The sequence below is a fragment of the Pedobacter sp. B4419 genome, from assembly GCF_059693725.1.
The window spans coordinates 2,468,688-2,487,293 of sequence record NZ_JCASSL010000001.1 but is presented as its reverse complement, the minus strand read 5'-3'; the positions used below and the strand labels follow the sequence as shown (position 1 = coordinate 2,487,293).

Below are 18,606 nucleotides of genomic sequence, written 5' to 3'. Positions count from 1 at the left end.
TATTTGTTCGCCATAATGATTTTCATGGCATTGCTTCCTCTTCAAAAATCCGACAAAAATAGCAAGAATATTCCTTTTTTAAGGCCATTGCGCCCTGTTGTTTTGAAGCTTGGCTAGAAACAACGTCTAAAACCTATAATAATTATGTGTTTTTTAAACATGGCCTTAATTTTTTATCAACATAAAGCTGGTTTACAGATTAAAAATGAGAGATTTGTTGGCTTTCAGAAATACCATCGTGGAATTAAATATATTAGAGATTAGCCTGCTCGGCGCTTTTGTTTTTTGTTTTTTGATACAGCTCTATTTTAGCCTGTTTGTGCATGCTAAACTGGCCAATTTTAGGGTGGAGGAGCTTCCCGAGCGTGCAGTTAATCCGATCAGCGTAATTGTATGCGCCCGAAATGAAATCCAAAATCTTCAAAAATACCTGCCAAGCATTTTAAATCAGGATTATCCACAATTTGAAGTTGTGGTGGTTAACGATCGTTCTTGGGATGGAACAAAGGAATTTCTGGAAGAAATGGACAAGCAATACGCCCATTTGAAAGTCGTTACCGTGGCAGAAGGCGAAAAGTTTATTGCGGGTAAGAAATTTGCCGTAACCATGGGCATCAAAGCAGCAAGTTATGAATGGCTGGTGTTTACAGATGCCGATTGCGAGCCAGCTTCGAACAATTGGCTAATGGGCATGCAACAGCCTGCTGAGAGCGATATACAGCTTGTGTTGGGTTATTCGCCTTATTTCAAAAAAAGGAACCTGTTGAACTGCCTGATCAGGTTCGAAACTTTTTTTACGGCAGTTAATTACCTTTCTTTTGCCCTTAAAGGCATGCCTTATATGGGCATTGGCCGAAATATGGCCTATAGAAAATCGCTTTTCTTTAAGAATAAAGGCTTTGCGGCCCATATGCATATCCCATCGGGAGATGACGACCTGTTTGTGAATGCACATGCCAATGCACACAATACGGCCATTAGGATAAATAAGGAAACACATGTGTGGAGCGAGCCTAAAACCTCATTTATAACCTATTTAAGGCAGAAAAAAAGACATGTTGGTGCAGGCAAGTTCTATAAGCCCAAGCATAAATTCATCTTGTCGATGCAAATTGCGGTACAGTTTCTATTTTATATGTTAGGTATTGTACTTGTTTGTTTGTCAGCTACGCGTTACCTAGGGATTGGTATTTTTGTATTGAGCATTTTGATCAGGAGCTTTGTTTATCCCCGCTTGTTAAAGCGCCTTAATTACGGTGAATTGCGCTGGTGGTTTCCTATATTGGATCCTATCTTATTTGTTTTTCTGGTGCTTAATGCCTTTCTGTCTATATTTGTGAAAAAAGTAAAGTGGAAATAAATCGCTGATCATGTCTGATATTAAACCAACCATCGTTTTAAAGTATTTTAAGGAACTTAGCGAAAAGCAAATTGCGCAGTTTGAGCAATTGTATGATTTATATAGCTTCTGGAATGCGCAAATCAATGTAATTTCTAGAAAAGATATCGATGAGCTGTACGAACGCCACATCCTGCATTCTTTGGGCATCGCCAAGTTTTGTACTTTTAAAGCTAGAGAAAAGGTACTGGACGTAGGTACTGGAGGTGGTTTTCCCGGTATCCCTTTGGCAATTTTATTTCCGGAAACACAGTTCCATTTAGTCGATTCGATTGGAAAAAAGATCAAGGTAGTGACCGAAGTGGCTGCTGCATTGGGCTTAAGCAATGTAAAGGCGAGCCATTTAAGGGCAGAACAAGTGACCGATAAATATAATTTTATCGTGTCAAGGGCAGTAACCCGATTGATCGATTTTTACCCTTGGATAAGAGGCAAATTTGCCAAAGAAAACATCAATGCCATTCAAAACGGCATTCTTTACCTCAAAGGTGGAGATTTGACGGAAGAGATCAAGGAATCGAAACTGAAAGCAGAATTGCACCCGCTTTCAGTGTATTTTGAAGAAGATTTCTTTGAAACCAAATACGTAGTTTATATCCCGCAATAAGCTTGCTGAAATCGTTATTGCTATAGATTGGCATTAATCAGCTTTTCTATTTCTTTTTGCTGCTGTTTTTCTCCGTCTTTTGTAAAGCCTGTCTTCTTGTAAGCTACATTTCCATTTTTGTCAAAAATAAAGATCGTAGGATAGCCTGAAAACCCAAAAATGTAATCAGGTAACAGTAAAGGATTCTTGTTTCTGGGCACGCCTCGTCCATCAAAAAATGCCCCTTCTTTTTTGAGTGATATCATTTTTTGAGTGGCATCTTTTATAAAATAAACAGGTAGTTTAAAGCTGTCAAGTTTCGAAAGTTGCTTGAAATAATCATAGGTTTGATTATTGGCCGTATTTCTGTTTTCGGTCAAAGGCCTTACAAATGCGCTATCTGTTATTGTAATCGTCATAAAGCAGACATTTGGATTGCTTTTGTACTTGGCATACAGCTGATGAAGCATATTCATCTCTTCAAAACAGGCTCCACAGGGAATAAACCAGAAATCTATAAAAGTTACTTTTTCCTTGCCCATTGTCTTCAAATCTGTTGCTTTTCCGCTTAAATCATAAATTGAAAGCTGAGGCATTGATTTGATCGTTCTTTTCTTTGGTTTTTGGGCAAATGAAGATAGGGATAACAATAATAGACCTACAAATACAGTAATTCTGACCATGTTGTGTCGATGAGGTTAAATAACAAACCCATCTACCCATGAAGAGCAGAAGGGCTGTACTAAAAAAATGTTTGTTCGGTTTTAAGGCTGTTTTTTGGCCGGAAGCAGTTCTAGCGTAATTGACTTGGTCTCTTTTTTAGGGTCTTTTGTGCTAGGTTTGACAGTCATGTATTGCAGTTTTCGCTGCCCATCTTTAGCTTCAGGGCTTTTGTAGGTATTATTTAAGTTTTGATAAACTTCTTTGGTCGAATGAAGATCTTTACCGTCGGATTTTGTTTGTTTTGCAGCAATTGAATAGTAGATTTTTTGATCAGATTTGAGATTTTGAAAATCCTGTTCAGTATTGGCATTCCCCTGTTGGCTTTCTTTTAGCGATTTAAGGTATATTGTTTTAACTTTTTCTGCGTCAGTACTTGCTACGGTTACACTTGGTAAAGCTGCAAGTTTTGCTTTTAAATCGGCATCGTCGTTGCCTTCTTTTTTAGAATCTGGCTTAACAATCGGCGGTGGAAACTTTACAATATCTTTTTTCGTTTTATACTTGCTTTTTGCGCCCGGTGGGGGTGGTTTAACTGCGGGTGCATCGGGTTTGACAATTGGTGGTGGAAATTTAACCGCATCTTTTGGCTCTCCTGGAGCTTGAGCTGCTTTGTCGGGCTTAACAACGGGTGGAGGAAACCTGACCGTTTTTACCGTTGGTGGCGGCGGCTCGATGGCAGGCGCATCAGGTCTTGTCTTATAGGCCTTAGCTTTTGGTGGTGGAAACTTAACCTGGTCTTTTTTTGCCTTTTTAATGTCTTGCACCTTAACTTCCTGCAGTTTGAGGTTCTCTGTCTTTACATCTTGTTTTTTAACATTCTCTACTTTTGGCACTTCCTGCACTAGGGCTTCGGTAGCTTTATTTTTCTCCGGAAATAAATCTACGTAACCATAATCTTTTGTAAATGCCATTGTTGAGGTACAGAGCATTGCGCCGCCCAAGGGTAGGGCCAACAACAACTTGAGCCTGGCCCAATTGGTTGTTCTTTTCTTGTTTAACATGTTAATTCTCCTTTTTAATATTGATTGATTGAAAATTTGGTTCGTAAGTTGCTGTGGCACAATGCCAAAGGAGTTTTCGATCAGGAACATCACATAATCGTGTTTCTGCTGATTGGTAGATGCGCTGAGTTCGTCTGCAATATATTCATGCAATAGTTTAACATCCCTCTTCATAAAATAGATGATCGGATTAAACCAGCAAATGATTTGCAAGAGCTCGAAGAACAATACATCTAAACTGTGTTTTTGTTTAATATGGACCAACTCATGCTTGAGTACAACTTGTTTTTGGGCCAGTTGGGGATGGATAAACAGCAGGTTAAAAAAAGAAAAAGCTTCGTTTTCATGTTTCAGTTCTACTAAGGTGAAGCTCTTGTTTCGGTGTTTTTTGGCACCCAGCCACAAGCCTATAATTTTTCCGACACCTAACAAAAGCTTAATGGCAAAGGCCAAAGCAATGATCATATATATGGCATATAGGTAATCGCTAAGCCCCATTGCAGGCTGTATAGGAGGGGATTGGGGTAAAATGATCATTTCATATACGATCGGGGCAGGTTTGAGGTAGCCTATTTGTAAGACGGGCAAAACGAAAGCCGTAAGGCTGCTCAGCAAAAGATAATAGCGGTTGCTATTATAAAAAGTCTGGTTTTGCAACAACAAACGGTAAAAACCGTAGAAAATGAGCAAATAGAGATTTGCCTCTAGCAAATAGTACAACCAATCCATTACTTGTCGTTTTTAAGTTTTTCGGCCAGTGCAATCAGCTCATCAAGCTCATTCATGTCCATGTTTTTTTCTTTTACCAGAAAGGATACCAGGCTTTGGTAATTGTTCTCAAAGTAATTGTTCATCACCTTGTCAAACGCAAAATGCTTGTACTGCTCTTCGCTGATCAGCGGGAAATAGATATGGGTATTGCCTACGGCCTTGTGCGAAATAAAGCCTTTGGTTTCCAAAACCCTGATCACAGTGGATACGGTGTTATAAGCTGGCTTAGGTGGATCCATCCGATCGATCACATCTTTGACGATGCCTTCATTCATTTCCCACAAAATCAACATGACCTGTTCTTCCGCTTTTGTTAACTCTCTCATTCTATTATTTTCTTATTACTTAATTTAAATTTACCACTATTTTTATAGTTAACAAACTATTTTTATAGTTTGGTTATAATTAATTGATTTACAGCTAAATAAAATTAATTCTTAAATCTAAATTTATTGATTATTTTAGATTTAATGAGTTTAACGCATCAAATAGCCCTTAGTCTGATCAAAGGTGTTGGCCCTATGTTGGCCAAAAACCTGTTCTTCCATTTTGGGAGTGCCGAAGCCGTATTCAAGGCCTCGAAACGTGAAATTAAACAGGTAGAGGGAATTGGTGATAAAATAGCAGATTCTATAGTGGGCACCGATGCTTTGGCAAAAGCGAAAATTCAGCTGGAATTTATTGACAAACACCAGATCCAGGTGCTTTTTTACCCAAATGAGAACTATCCCAAAAGATTAAGGAACTGCTATGACGCACCTTTGCTGCTCTATTATAAAGGTACTGCCGACTTAAATCAGCAACGCATTGTAAGCATAGTGGGCACGCGCAATGCCACGGCCTATGGAAAACAGCTATGCAAGCAACTGATCGAGGTGCTGCTCCCTTATGATGTAGTGGTGGTAAGCGGTTTGGCGTTGGGCATTGATGCAGCCGCCCATAAAGAAAGCCTTAATCAGAGGTTACCCACCGTAGGCGTGTTGGGTCATGGATTAGACCGCATTTATCCGGCAGCCCATAAAGAATTGACCCAGAAAATGGTACATCATGGAGGCTTGCTCACCGAATTTTTGCCAGGAACCAATCCCGATAGGGAAAACTTTCCCAAAAGAAACCGGATCATTGCCGGCATGAGCGATGTAACCGTAGTGGTAGAGGCTTCATTTAAAGGGGGCGCGTTGATTACCGCCGAGCTCGCCAATTCCTATAATAGAGATGTTTATGCCTTTCCGGGCAGGGTGAACGATGAATTTTCTGAAGGATGCAATTTCCTGATCAAAACCAATCGGGCAGGGCTTATTAACCATCCAAAAGACCTGATCTATTATTTGGGTTGGGACGATGAAATCCCCAAAAAGCAGGAAATCCAAGCCCAAATCCCTATCCACCTGAATAAGGAGGAACAATTGATCGTCGATATTTTAGCGGCTGACCCTTTAGGGATTGACGAGCTCAGCCTAAAGGCGAATACGCCTCAAAGCAAGCTGGCTATAACTTTGTTAACCCTCGAAATGCAAGGAATAATCGTTTCGCTGCCAGGCAAAATTTACAAGCTGGCCTAATTTTATAGTATAATTGTCTACTAATTTGGTAGCTTATGGAATTAAATTCCTTAAAATCGATTATTTAAAAATAATGTTTTAAATAAATATTAGTTTATAAAATACTAATCGCCAATGCGTAATTTTGTTGCATGTGGTACAATAACATTTTAGAAACCATTGGCAATACGCCTTTGGTTAAATTAAACAGCATTACTAAAGAAATACCGGCAACTGTATTGGCCAAAATCGAAACCACCAACCCGGGCAATTCGATTAAAGACCGTATGGCGGTAAAAATGATAGAAGATGCCGAGCAATCTGGAAAACTGAAACCCGGAGGTACGATTATCGAAGGTACTTCGGGCAATACAGGAATGGGCCTGGCCATGGCCGCCATTATAAAAGGCTACAAATGTATTTTTACCACAACCGATAAACAATCGAAAGAAAAAGTTGATGCCTTGCGTGCCTTTGGGGCAGAGGTAATTGTTTGTCCAACCAATGTTGATCCTGAAGATCCGCGCTCTTATTATTCGGTTTCTTCGCGCCTGGAGCGAGAAGTACCTAACTCGTGGAAGCCCAACCAATACGATAACCTTGCCAATTCACAAGCCCACTATGAGCAAACTGGTCCGGAGATTTGGGAACAGACCGAAGGAAAAATCACCCATCTGGTGGTAGGGGTAGGTACAGGCGGTACCATTTCTGGTGCTGGAAAATACCTTAAAGAGCAAAACCCTAAAATTAAAGTATGGGGAATTGATACTTATGGTTCGGTATTTAAAAAATATAAAGAAACCGGCATTTTAGACAAGGATGAAATCTATCCTTACATTACCGAGGGCATTGGCGAAGACTTCTTGCCACAAAATGTAAATTTTGATGTAATAGACGCTTTTGAAAAGGTTACGGATAAAGATGCCGCCTTAATGACCCGTGATATTGCACGCAAAGAGGGCATTTTTGCCGGAAACTCTGCAGGTGCGGCCATTGCCGGACTGTTGCAACTGAAAGCTTCATTGAAGCCTGAGGATGTGGTAGTGGTCATCTTTCATGATCATGGTAGCCGTTACATGGGTAAAATGTACAATGAAGACTGGTTGCGCGAGCGTGGCTTCTTGAAAGACGAAAAACTGACTGCCCGCTCTATTTTGGCTAAACGTTCTAACCAAGAGGTAGTGACCTTAGATTGTGAGAAAACAATCATCGAGGCCATTAATATCATGAAAACATTGAGCATTTCTCAGCTTCCTGTTACACAACAGGGCATGGTAATTGGCAAAATAACCGAAAGCAATGTGTTGGAATCGCTATTGGAGAATCCTTCGCTAAGATCGAGCCCAGTAAAAGAAATTATGACGGCATCACTTCCTTTTGTAGATTTGAATACTTCTATCGACAAAATTTCGGCTATGATCAATAAAGACAATAGCGCTGTTTTGGTAGAAGATGAACAAGGCAAATTCGAAATCATCACGCAATACGATATAATAGAAGCTATTTCAGGTTAATTATCCCGTAATGGTTTACTTATGAAATGATAAATCCCCAAGCTTAGGTTTGGGGATTTTGTTTTTAGGAATATTTATAGACTGCGGTTATACAATTCCCCTCTGGAGGGGTGCCTGTAAGGTGGGGTGGTATTTTTTTTCTGCTGGTTTTGGCAATAAATTGTTTGTTTTAAAGCGCAAGTTTCTGCAAAAGCTAAAGGCAGTCCCGCTTTCCGCTGTATCTTTTTGCCTTAAGGACAAAAAGGATGCCGCTACAATCTGGGCTATTTTACCTGGGCTTGTGCAATAGTTCGAAAATTTAGTTCCCCTCCCGAGGGGGTGCCTGTAAGGCGGGGTGGTTTAATATTTAAAATTGATGGTGGTAGTAAAATAGCAGCAGAGGCAGTTATTTCATAAACCCGATTGACAGCGGTAATTGCGAACAGAGTGAGAAATTTTAGCAAAAAGCGGGACTGACAATGAATTGGAACGCTGTCCTTGCTTTTCTATAAACGATTAATATTTAGGCGGTTCGCCAATAGGCAATAAAAAAGCCCCAAAATCAATTTTGAGGCTTTTCTTTGAATATATTTCTTGATTAATGGCTCGGGCCTGAACCTTCAACACGTTTAATTTGTGCACCTAAGGCACGTAAACGAATGTCGATGTCTTGGTAGCCACGTTCAATTTGCTCAATGTTATAAATGGTTGAAGTTCCTTCGGCAGATAAGGCTGCGATTAAAAGGGAAACTCCGGCACGAATATCAGGAGACGTCATGCTGATGCCTCTTAGCTGGTATTTTTTATCGATCCCGTTAACGGTAGCGCGGTGCGGGTCGCAAAGAATGATTTGTGCGCCCATATCTATCAGTTTATCAACGAAGAACAAACGGCTTTCGAACATTTTCTGGTGGATAAGCACATTTCCTTTGGCCTGTGTAGCAACCACCAAAACTATACTCAGTAAATCTGGTGTAAAACCTGGCCATGGCGCGTCGGCTACTGTTAAGATCGAACCGTCAATGAAAGTATCAATTTCATAATGTTTTTGCGAAGGAATAAAGATATCGTCGCCTCTGCGTTCTAATTTGATGCCCAGCTTTTTGAAAACCTCAGGAATAACTCCCAGTTCATCATAACAAACGTTTTTGATGGTAATTTCTGACTCGGTCATGGCGGCCAAGCCGATAAAAGAACCGATTTCGATCATGTCTGGCAACATTCTGTGCTCTGTACCACCCAATTTGGTTACACCTTCGATGGTCAATAAATTAGAACCAATGCCAGAAATTTTGGCGCCCATGCGGTTCAGCATTTTGCACAATTGCTGCAAATAAGGTTCGCAGGCCGCATTATAAATGGTAGTGGTGCCTTTGGCCAATACGGCTGCCATTACAATATTGGCTGTTCCGGTTACCGAAGCTTCGTCCAATAGGATATAAGCGCCCCGCAGATTGGTGGCATCAACATTAAAAAATGCTTTTTTCTGGTCGTAAACGAATTTGGCACCTAATTTTTCGAAACCCAAAAAGTGGGTATCCAAACGGCGGCGGCCAATTTTATCGCCTCCCGGCTTAGGAATAGCAGCTTTGCCAAAACGGGCCAAAAGTGGACCTACAATCATGATAGAGCCACGCAAGCCTCCGCCTTTTGCCTTGAAAACATCCGACTGGAAGAAATCCAAGTTGATATTTTTCGCTTCGAAGGTATAAGTGTCTTTGTTTAAACGTTCTACAATTACGCCCAAATCGCCCAAAAGTTCGATCAGTTTATTTACATCCTTGATATCGGGAATGTTGCTGATGGTGATCTTTTGGTCGGTGAGCAAAACAGCAGATAAAATCTGAAGCGCCTCGTTTTTTGCTCCCTGCGGAGTGATTTCGCCCTTTAATTTTTTGCCACCTATAATTTCGAATGCATTCATTTTTCTTGTTTTAGCTTATCTGGAATTTACAAAACAGGCCAAAATACAATCAATGCTTTTAGCCTGTGCTGTAGTACGTTAGTGTCTTTGTTTGGAATTATTGTTGTTGCGACCTTTGTTATTGCGGTTTTTATTGTTGCGGTTGCGGTTATTGTTGTTGTTATTGTTCGACCTGTTGATTTGTGGCTTGAACTCAACTTTATTCAGGTTTACATTTTCTTCTAAGGCCAGCGCACCTCCAGAAAGGTCTTTCAGGTTTTTCAAGATGGTTTCGTCTGCCACATTATCCTTGTTCCATTGTACGTAGGCCATTTTCATGAAATTGGCAATGCCTTGTACCATAGCCGATTTACGTTCTGGATTTTCTTCTTCCATTGCTTTGGCAATCAGTATCTCTACGGTTTTGCCATAGTGCTTGTAGGCAATTTTTTGTTGAGGATAGCCGATATGTTCTGGCTTAAACTGCGAATCTTCTGGCGTTGGCTTAGGGTAAGGGCTGTCTACGTCGATTTTATAATCGGAAATGATATGCAGGTGGTCCCATAATTTATGCTTAAAATCGGCTACATCGCGCAGGTGCGGATTTAAAAAGCCCATGAGGTCTATTACGGCCTGTGCATATTTATTGCGTTCCTCTTTGGTAGGCAAATCGATAATGTACTTAACCATGTTTTGTACATTACGGCCATATTCAGCTAAGATGAGGTCGCTACGGGTGGTGTTATAATCGAAATTCATTGTTATTTTTTTAGCGCTAGCTCTTTAGTATGAGCGATTTGGCGCTTTAATGTGTAAATTTTGGATAAAGATAATTCTTATTTCACAATTCGCAATTTAGCAAATTTTAGCAATAGTTGCTTATTGCCCAAACCTTGGAAAAATACAGTTGCTTTTACATCGGGCAAAGTACCTTCTAAGTTAACAATTTTGCCGAAACCAAACTTTTCGTGTTCTACATCCATGCCGTTTTGAAATTCGTTGGCGGCATTTGGGGTAAACCCGGCGGTTGGAACGTGTGCCTTTGGCAACATTGAAGTGGTTTTTGGCCTGATTACCGTTGCACTTGGACTAGGTTTAGGTGTAAATTCGCGTTGTTGGCTCCAGCTTTTGCGCTCGGTATCAAAGCTGTTATCTCCAAAACTGCTTTTTGCAGGTTTTATTACCTCAAGCTCTAAATAAGATGGATTGATCTCATTGATAAAACGACTAGGTTCGCAAGAAGTGAGGGTGCCCCAACGGTAGCGCGAGGTTGCATAAGTAATGGTCAGTTTCTTTTCCGCACGCGTAATGGCCACATAAAACAGCCTGCGCTCTTCTTCCAGGTCGGTTCTAGAGGTGAGCGACATCTGAGAAGGGAAGAGGTTTTCTTCCAAGCCCACAATAAATACGTTTTTAAACTCCAGACCTTTGGCCGAGTGGATGGTCATTAAGGAAACGGTGTCTTTATCTTTATCGTCTTGGCGGTCGTCGTTGGTTAAAAGGGCAATATCCTGCATGAAAAAAGCCAAACTTCTGTCTTCGATGTCTTCACGCTCGGCAAATTCCTTTATACCGTTTAACAATTCCTGGATGTTTTCGTAACGGCTCCGGCCTTCAACGCTGTCGTCGCTATGCAGTTCTTTTAAAATGCCCGAATGCTGTGCAATGTACAAGGCGGTTTCGTAGGCATCCAATTTCTTCGATTCGGCCGCAAAACTTTGGATCATTATCGCAAAATCGTTCAGCTGGTTTGGCACACGGCCATCTAAATACTGATGCGGATTGCAAATAACCTGCCACATGCTGATGTCGTGCTGATCGGCCGCCACAGAGATTTTCTCTAAAGTGGTATCGCCAAGCCCACGACGCGGGTAATTGATTACGCGTTTAATCGCTTCTTCGTCTGCCGGATTAAAAGTGAGACGGAAATAAGCAATCAGATCCTTGATCTCCTTGCGTTGATAGAAGGAGAGGCCACCATATATTTTATAAGGTACATTGAGTTTACGCAAGGCCTCCTCCATGGCCCTGCTTTGGGCATTGGTACGGTATAAAATGGCAAAATCTTTATATTCAAGACCTTTCGAAGTACGATCCTGTACAATGGCTTCGGCCACTAATTTGCCTTCTTCGTTGTCGGTAAAAGCCCTCGAAACTTTAATTCTATCGCCTTTTTCATTATCGGAGAATACATTTTTCTCTAACTGGTTTTTGTTGTTGGCGATAATGCTGTTGGCAACTTCTACAATATTTTGGGTAGAACGATAATTCTGCTCTAATTTATAAACCTTTAAGTCAGGATAATCACGCTCAAAATTGAGGATGTTCTGGATGTTGGCGCCACGGAAAGCATAGATACTTTGGGCATCATCGCCTACTACGCAAATGTTCTGATGGGCAGCCGCCAGTTTTCTTACAATGGTATACTGCGAAAAGTTGGTATCCTGATACTCATCTACCATCAGGTACTTGAACTTGTGCTGGTATTTGTTTAAAACCTCTGGATGGTCCTTCAGCAGGATATTGGTTTTGAACAACAAATCGTCAAAATCCATTGCACCCGCTTTGTAGCAACGCTTGGCATAGGTTTCGTAAATCCTGCCTAGCTCTGGGCGTTTATTGCCAATGTCTTCGGCTTGGATCTGAGGGTTTTCTTGGTATTCGGTAAAAGAGACCAAGTTATTTTTAGCCGATGAGATGCGGTTATATACGATATTTGCGGCGTAAAGCTTATCATCCAGCTGCATTTCTTTCAAAATGGTACGGATCAGGCTTTTGCTGTCGTCGGTATCGTAAATGGTGAAATTAGAAGGATAACCGATTTTTTCGGCTTCTACGCGCAAAATCTTGGCAAATACCGAGTGGAAAGTACCCATCCAAATGTTTTTGGCTTCGCCACCCACCACCTTGCTGATACGCTCGCGCATATCCTTGCTGGCTTTGTTGGTAAAGGTAAGTACCAAAATATTGAAGGCATCGGTACCATTTTGTATCAGATGTGCTACTCTATAGGTAATTACACGGGTTTTTCCTGATCCCGCGCCGGCCACAATCATCACTGGTCCTTCGGTATTTTCAACTGCTGCTCTTTGCTGTGGGTTTAATCCTGCTAAGTAATCCAAATCGGCTCCTGTTTTTTAAGGCCCAAAAATAACAAATTATGCGCGCTTATAAAAAGGTGTTGGTAAGTTAAGTTCCTTTATTTTATTGGTGTCATTAGATCATTGGCTGATTGGTCAATTGCCAACAGCTAACTGTGAACTGTTTTGGAGCGCAGGGCCCATGCAATGGTTAAAGCGAGTCCGGCTTTCCGCTGTATCTTTTTTGCCTCAGCCGGCAAAAAAGGATGCCGCTTCCATCCGGACTATTCAGTGGGGCTGGTGCAATAATGGATTGGTGTAGCTTGCTGTTTCCTTAACCTGATTGTAGCGAAAAGCAGGACAGCCAATAAAATGCGGTCTCTGCTTTTCTGATGGCTCAACTGTAATGCCCTAGAATTAAAAATAGGCGTTAATGCCAAAGGTTGGCGTAAAATTTTCTAAAACCAGGCGCACATTATTGGTTTTGGGATAATTATAGCTCGAATTGGGATCGTAATGGCTTTGGTGAAAAAACGATACAACCGGAAAAGAAAACTCTATGCCCAATCGATCTGAAGAAAAGAAATAGGCAACACCCGGACTTAAGCTGGCTCCAATTCCCTTAAGCTGGATCGTGTTTCTAACCAGGTAGCCATCGTCGTTGATAAGCTTAGTACTGATGAGCTGAAATGTTAAATTAGCCTGGCCGAATACCTTCCAATGGTTTTTAATGTCGAAATACTTGCGGGCAAAGGCTGAAATGCCAAAATTGAACTCCCTTGGTCTGGAGATAGTCTCATAATAACCTTCCTCTTCATTCCACCTGGTGAAACTTACATTGCTGAGCTTGGATAGGGTTAAGGGCGATTCGAGCCCCAAAGCAAAATTATTGCTCAGGAAGTAGCCAAGTCGCGGGGTAACTGTAAAATTGTTGAGGGCGCTGCTTTCGCCTTTTGCCTTCGAGGTGCCAAAGCTTAAGCTGAGCCCGGCAAGGCCCCCTCCTTTTTCGGTTTGAGCCTGTAGGCCCAATGACATGGCGCATAATATGGCCATGATGATAAATTTAGGTTTCATTTGGTTGTGTTTTGTGTGTAACCAATTATAGCAAAAATTGCGCCTAAAAACAAAAAGGCCAAGCATTGCTTGGCCTTTAAAATCTATTAAAAATACTAGTAGCCTTTGGCGCTTTGAGCGGCTTTAAGGTTAGGGTTTTTATCTAATGCACTTTGCGGATAAGGCATGAGCACAAATTTAGACTGCCAAACACGGGCTTGTACTGGGCTATTGGTAATGTCGTAAGGGGTTTTCATTACGTTTTGGCCAATATTCCAGCGTCTGATATCCCAAAAACGTTGTCCTTCTGCAGCCAATTCAATCCTGCGTTCGTTACGGATCAGCTCTCTTAGCTTGGCCTTATCACTGTAAATGATCTGGTTAACCGCAGGCATGCCGGCACGGTCACGGATATCATCTAATGCCGCGTAGATGGTAGCATCAGGGCCACTCAGCTCATTCTTCGCCTCTGCATAAGAAAGCAGGATTTCTGCATACCTGATAATGGCAAAATCTTGCGCACCATCCCAATCGTTTGCAATAAAGGCAGGGTCTATCAATTTCTTGAAGTTATAACCGGTAACACTATTGTTGCCACCACCTTTGCCCCAAGAGAATTTATAGCCATTGTTAAAACGGCCCCATGGCGCACCTGGAAACAATACGCTGGCGTATAAACGGGTATCTCTGTTTTTAAATTCATCTACATAAGCTGCATTAGGCGTACCATTGTTGTAATTAGTAGCCCTGGTAGCCGCGTCTGGAGGCGTAAAAGTATTGCCTGTTTTATCCCAGTAAGCATTAATCAGTTCTTGGGTAGGGGTAATCGAGCTCCAGCCACCCAAATCGCCCGGAGGGAACAGGGTTCTTAAACCATTGCCATAGTCGTAAGAAGAATTGGTAATGTTTTGTGAAACTAAAATAATCTCTTTGCTGGTTAATTCGTTGGCTGTCCAAAACTGTTGTTCATAACTGGCCAAACCTTTATAGAACTTGTCTTTTTCGGCATCGTTGGCAAAAGTTATATATGGACTAAAATCATCCTTGAGGTCATCGGCGGTAAGCGTAGCTTTTCTATACAATTGATAGCCGGCACCCATCACTTTTTGTGCACTAGTTACGGCATCGCTCCATTTTTGATAGTGTAATTGGATTCTGGTTAAAAGCGCCCATGCAGCTCCACTGGTAATCCTGCCTGTTTCGGTAGTTGCTCCGCCGGCATAGCTTGGCGGAAGATCCGTTACTGCACTTTGGATTTCAGAAATGGCATAATTGATCACTTCAGCTTCTGGCGTTGGTGCAATAGCCGTAGATTGTGGATCGGTATAAGAAGTTTTAAGCAAAGGAACCGGTCCAAATGTTCTGGCCAATTCAAAATACGTAAAAGCCCTTAATACTCTTGCTTCGGCGATAAAGCGTTTTCTCAAGGCATCGCCCATTGGTGCTTTGCCAATATTGTCTAAAAAGTAATTGTACCTACGAATGTAAGTATAGCGGCTATTGTAGCCCTGATCTAAAGTAGCGTCGATATTTCCGGCCGCTATTGGCGTGGCATTGCTTTCCCAAGGGTATTGCGAATAGGCATTATCAGAACCGCCATCATCGTAGGCATAGTTGTAGGCGTTGTTTAGGTAGCCATAACATCCGTTTAAGGCTAATTGTGCATCTTTTTGCGATTTCCAAAAAGAATTGCTAGACAGCTGATCTTGTGGTACAAAATCTATCGCTGATTTCTTGCAACCGCTCAACGAGTAGGCAGCAAGGGTTAGAATTGATATATAAAATATTTTTTTCATGACTATTTACAGAGTTAGGTTGATACCAAATGAATAAGTTTTTAATGAAGGATAAGAAGCGCGAGCAGACGGTGCCTCTGGGTCAAAATCCTTCAATTTTTTATCCCCACGGATGGTGAATGGGTTATTGCTTGATGCATAAACCCTCAATCCGCCAATTTTAAGCTTGTTCAGCAAATCTTTTGGTAAGCTGTAGCCCAAAGTAATGCTCTTGATCCTGAAATAATCGGCATTGAACAACCAAAAGTCAGACTGTTTGAGGTTTTGGGTATTGTCTCCAGAAAGAAGAACCCTTGGGTAAGGTGCATTAGGATTTGGATCTTCCTTGGTCCATCTATCAAGAACATAAGATTTTGCGCCCGCGCCGTTAAAGAATGCCTGAGAAGATTCCATTTCCAGATAAACCTTCACATCGTTTACACCCTGTCCAAGCAATGAAAAATCAAAACCTTTATAACTGGCTGACAGATTAACGCCATAAATAAAGTAAGGAACATCGTTGCCTACAATTACACGGTCGTCACCATCAATTTTATTGTCGCCATTTTGGTCAACATATTTAATGTCTCCTGCTTTGGTACCATTGGCCTGGAAGGCATGCTGTGCAACCTCGTCATCAGTTGTAAATAAGCCGTCTGATTTCCACATGTAGAATGAACCAATGCCATAACCTACTCGGTTAATGTAATAGCCAGTAGGAGGCGTTTCGTTCTGACCACCCAAATCAACAATCTTGTTCCAGATCTTACTTACGTTTCCACCAACAGAATAGCTGAAATCCTTGATCTTGCCGTTATAATTAAGTGAAAGCTCAAAGCCTCTGTTTCTTACTTTGCCTAAATTGATAGAAGGATTTTGATCAGTTGGTAATCCTGCTTCGGCCGGAATACTTGGATTTAAGAGCAAGATATCTTTTGTTAAGCGATCAAATACATCAATTTGAAGCGAAAATGACTTGAATAAAGTTGCATCTAAACCAATATTGGAGGTGCTTACCTTTTCCCATGTTAAGCCAGCATTATATATTTTGGCTGGAAATACACCATCTTGCTTGCTCTCATCAAGGATAGTTCCTGTACCTGTAGATAAGCCGTCATAGAAATCATAAGAGCCTACATTATTTACGTTACCAGATTTGCCCCATGATGCACGGATTTTCAATTCGTCAATAGCTTTGATGTTCTTCATGAAATCTTCTTGAGAAATGCGCCAGGCACCCAAGAAAGATGGGTATGTACCCCAACGATGGCCAGGTGCAAACTGAGATGAAGCATCGGTCCTTATGGTCGATTCGAAAATATACTTGTCGTTATACGTATAATTTAACCTGCCGAAATACGATTCGAAGGCACGCTGATCGATACCGCCAGAAGCAGTTGTATTTAACGGATCGGCAGAACCGCCATTAATGGCATTCAAATCATTGTTTACAAAGTTTTTGCGAATGGTTCGAATGGTTCGGTTATTGGTGTTTTCATAAGAGGTACCAGCCAATACCTTAAAATAATGTTTATTGATGGTTTTTTCATAGGTTACAGTAGCTTGAGCTAATAAGCGACCAATATTTTGCCACGATTCGTCGAGCTGGTTTGTGGTTACCGCTGTACTGGCAATAGGCACCCCCGTTAAAAAGTTAGGGATGGGATTCATCGTATTGGTAAAAGTGCTATTTAAAGTATTGTAAAAGTTATAAGAGAAGAGACCAGAAACATCAAGTCCTTTTATTGGGGTGTATGTTCCTGTTAAATTACCAATAAAACGATTGGTGTAATAGGAACTTCTGCCACCTTCTTCCAATTTACGTACGGTATTTCCGGTTGCTAAAGTGGCATCGATCAATCCCCCGTTTATGCTGCCCCAGTTGCCATTGCTTTGTTTGTTTACCAAAAGAGGCACTTGTCTTGATAGCGAAGTAAAGTCGATATTTCCTTTATCGTTGTTAAATCCGTCCCTGATATAGGAGATATTGGTTCCTACCCTAAATTTTTCGCTCACTTGTGCATCTACGTTAGATCTTAGGGAATAGCGCTTCAAATCTTTACCCGGAATTAATGAATTCTGATCGAAATAGGCACCACCCAAATAATACCTGACTTTATCGCCACCTGATATGTTAATGGCATGTTCCATCATTGGAGCAGTTTTTCTCAAAGTTAAGGCATACCAGTCGTTGTTAGGATACAAGTCGGGATTAGACTGGTTTTGGATTTGGGTAAGTACTGATGAAGAAAATACCGGTGCCTTGCCTGCATTTGTAGCAGCTTCATTACGCAAAACGGCATAGTCATAAGCACCTACATAATCTGGCAAATAAGTGGCCGATTGTGTTCCGTAGTAGGCGTTATAATTGATTTTCATTGCACCACTGCCTTTTTTGGTGGTTACTAAGATTACCCCATAGGCTGCTCTCGATCCATAGATAGCGGCGGCGGCATCTTTTAACAAGGAAATATTCTCTACATCGTTTGAGTTGATACGGGCAAAGTCTCCAGAAGAAACAATTACCCCATCTACCACAAAGAGTGGTTCTGAAGTTCCAAGGTTTCCACGACCCCTAACATTGATCGATCCCAAATCGTTGCCTACATCACCTGGTGCAGATTTAATGGCTACTCCCGGTACCGCACCTTGTAGGGCATTGGTTAAAGAAGTTACTGGCCTGTTGATAATGTTCTTGGTGTTTACCGTATTAACGGCGCCGGCTAAACTTGCCTTTTTTTGCGCTCCATAGGCTACTACAACCACCTCGTTTAAATCGTTGGTTGTGGCTTGCAATACTACGTTAAGTTCGGTTTTATCTCCCACGGCTAAGTCTTGTGTGGTAAAACCTAAAAAAGAAAAGCTTAAAGTAGTGTTGGCGGGAACGCTGATGATGTACTTCCCATCAGGGTCTGTACTTACGCCAGTTGTAGTACCCTTAATTTGGACACTTGCGCCGGGAATCGGCAGTCCATCTTTGTCTTTTACTGTGCCGCTTACCTTAACCTGTGCGTAGGTTAGGAGCGAGAAAATAACGAGCAAGCCCGTTAGAATCATCCTTTTTAGTAGATTTTTTTTCATCGGATTAAATTTAGGTTAGCAGGCTACCAGAGAGAAAATAGCCTTTAAGAGATTTAAGGTATAACCTAAATTTTGGAATAGCGTTAAATAAGCCAACACAAACGATTGTCTTTGCAACTAGTTAAAAGTGTATATTTTTAATTGAAAGGATAAAAATTTAACTTTTTTAGTTAAAAGTTAAACAAAACAACTTGTACTAA

13 protein-coding genes are annotated in these 18,606 nt (G+C 41.3%); 4 read left to right on the top strand and 9 right to left on the bottom strand.

Translation table 11 applies throughout. From position 1 onward, the window contains the following. Window positions 1-205: 205 nt before the first annotated feature. Together AC570H_RS10315 and rsmG are read left to right on the top strand one after the other, a co-directional pair. Entirely contained in the window at window positions 206-1,360 is a 1,155-nt protein-coding gene (locus AC570H_RS10315) for a glycosyltransferase (protein ID WP_497354379.1), read from the top strand. 10 nt (window positions 1,361-1,370) lie between these two features. Next, window positions 1,371-2,006: a 16S rRNA (guanine(527)-N(7))-methyltransferase RsmG gene (rsmG, locus tag AC570H_RS10310; protein WP_497354377.1), complete on the top strand. Its 636-nt coding sequence runs from the start codon at window positions 1,371-1,373 to the stop codon at window positions 2,004-2,006. A gap of 20 nt (window positions 2,007-2,026) precedes the next feature. Here rsmG and AC570H_RS10305 read toward each other — a convergent pair whose 3' ends face one another. The 3 genes from AC570H_RS10305 to AC570H_RS10295 all read right to left on the bottom strand — a co-directional run bounded on the left by AC570H_RS10305 (window position 2,027) and on the right by AC570H_RS10295 (window position 4,806). After that, on the bottom strand, window positions 2,027-2,668 hold the full coding sequence (locus AC570H_RS10305; RefSeq protein ID WP_497354375.1) for a TlpA family protein disulfide reductase: 642 nt from the start codon (window positions 2,666-2,668) through the stop codon (window positions 2,027-2,029). 81 nt (window positions 2,669-2,749) lie between these two features. After that, window positions 2,750-4,438, bottom strand: coding sequence for a M56 family metallopeptidase (locus AC570H_RS10300; RefSeq protein WP_497354373.1), 1,689 nt, complete (start codon window positions 4,436-4,438; stop codon window positions 2,750-2,752). After that, window positions 4,438-4,806 (bottom strand): BlaI/MecI/CopY family transcriptional regulator, encoded by a 369-nt coding sequence (locus tag AC570H_RS10295; protein ID WP_497354371.1) that lies wholly within the window; start codon window positions 4,804-4,806, stop codon window positions 4,438-4,440. The genes AC570H_RS10300 and AC570H_RS10295 overlap by 1 nt, the downstream gene beginning before the upstream one ends. Before the next feature lie 144 nt (window positions 4,807-4,950). Here AC570H_RS10295 and dprA point away from each other — a divergent pair, with 144 nt between their 5' ends. Both dprA and AC570H_RS10285 read left to right on the top strand, forming a co-directional pair. After that, a complete protein-coding gene (gene dprA / locus AC570H_RS10290) occupies window positions 4,951-6,042 on the top strand; it encodes a DNA-processing protein DprA (protein ID WP_497354369.1) in 1,092 nt (363 codons plus the stop codon). Window positions 6,043-6,173: 131 nt separating this feature from the next. Further along, window positions 6,174-7,535: a pyridoxal-phosphate dependent enzyme gene (locus tag AC570H_RS10285; protein ID WP_497354367.1), complete on the top strand. Its 1,362-nt coding sequence runs from the start codon at window positions 6,174-6,176 to the stop codon at window positions 7,533-7,535. Between the two features lie 577 nt (window positions 7,536-8,112). Here the strand turns inward: AC570H_RS10285 and murA are convergent. From murA to AC570H_RS10255, 6 genes are all read right to left on the bottom strand, one after another. Continuing rightward, window positions 8,113-9,438 carry a UDP-N-acetylglucosamine 1-carboxyvinyltransferase gene (gene murA, locus AC570H_RS10280; protein WP_497354365.1) on the bottom strand — a complete coding sequence of 442 codons (1,326 nt, stop codon included), beginning with the start codon at window positions 9,436-9,438 and terminating at the stop codon, window positions 8,113-8,115. A gap of 78 nt (window positions 9,439-9,516) precedes the next feature. Continuing rightward, complete coding sequence (locus AC570H_RS10275; RefSeq protein ID WP_497354363.1) at window positions 9,517-10,176, bottom strand: DUF4290 domain-containing protein; 660 nt, start codon at window positions 10,174-10,176, stop codon at window positions 9,517-9,519. Between the two features lie 77 nt (window positions 10,177-10,253). Further along, window positions 10,254-12,539, bottom strand: a complete 2,286-nt coding sequence (locus AC570H_RS10270; protein ID WP_497354361.1) for an ATP-dependent helicase — start codon at window positions 12,537-12,539, stop codon at window positions 10,254-10,256. Window positions 12,540-12,914: 375 nt separating this feature from the next. Continuing rightward, window positions 12,915-13,571 carry an outer membrane beta-barrel protein gene (locus AC570H_RS10265; protein ID WP_497354359.1) on the bottom strand — a complete coding sequence of 219 codons (657 nt, stop codon included), beginning with the start codon at window positions 13,569-13,571 and terminating at the stop codon, window positions 12,915-12,917. Window positions 13,572-13,666: 95 nt separating this feature from the next. Beyond that, window positions 13,667-15,346 carry a RagB/SusD family nutrient uptake outer membrane protein gene (locus AC570H_RS10260; RefSeq protein WP_497354357.1) on the bottom strand — a complete coding sequence of 560 codons (1,680 nt, stop codon included), beginning with the start codon at window positions 15,344-15,346 and terminating at the stop codon, window positions 13,667-13,669. Between the two features lie 6 nt (window positions 15,347-15,352). Further along, window positions 15,353-18,406: a SusC/RagA family TonB-linked outer membrane protein gene (locus AC570H_RS10255; RefSeq protein ID WP_497354355.1), complete on the bottom strand. Its 3,054-nt coding sequence runs from the start codon at window positions 18,404-18,406 to the stop codon at window positions 15,353-15,355. Window positions 18,407-18,606 lie beyond the last annotated feature (200 nt).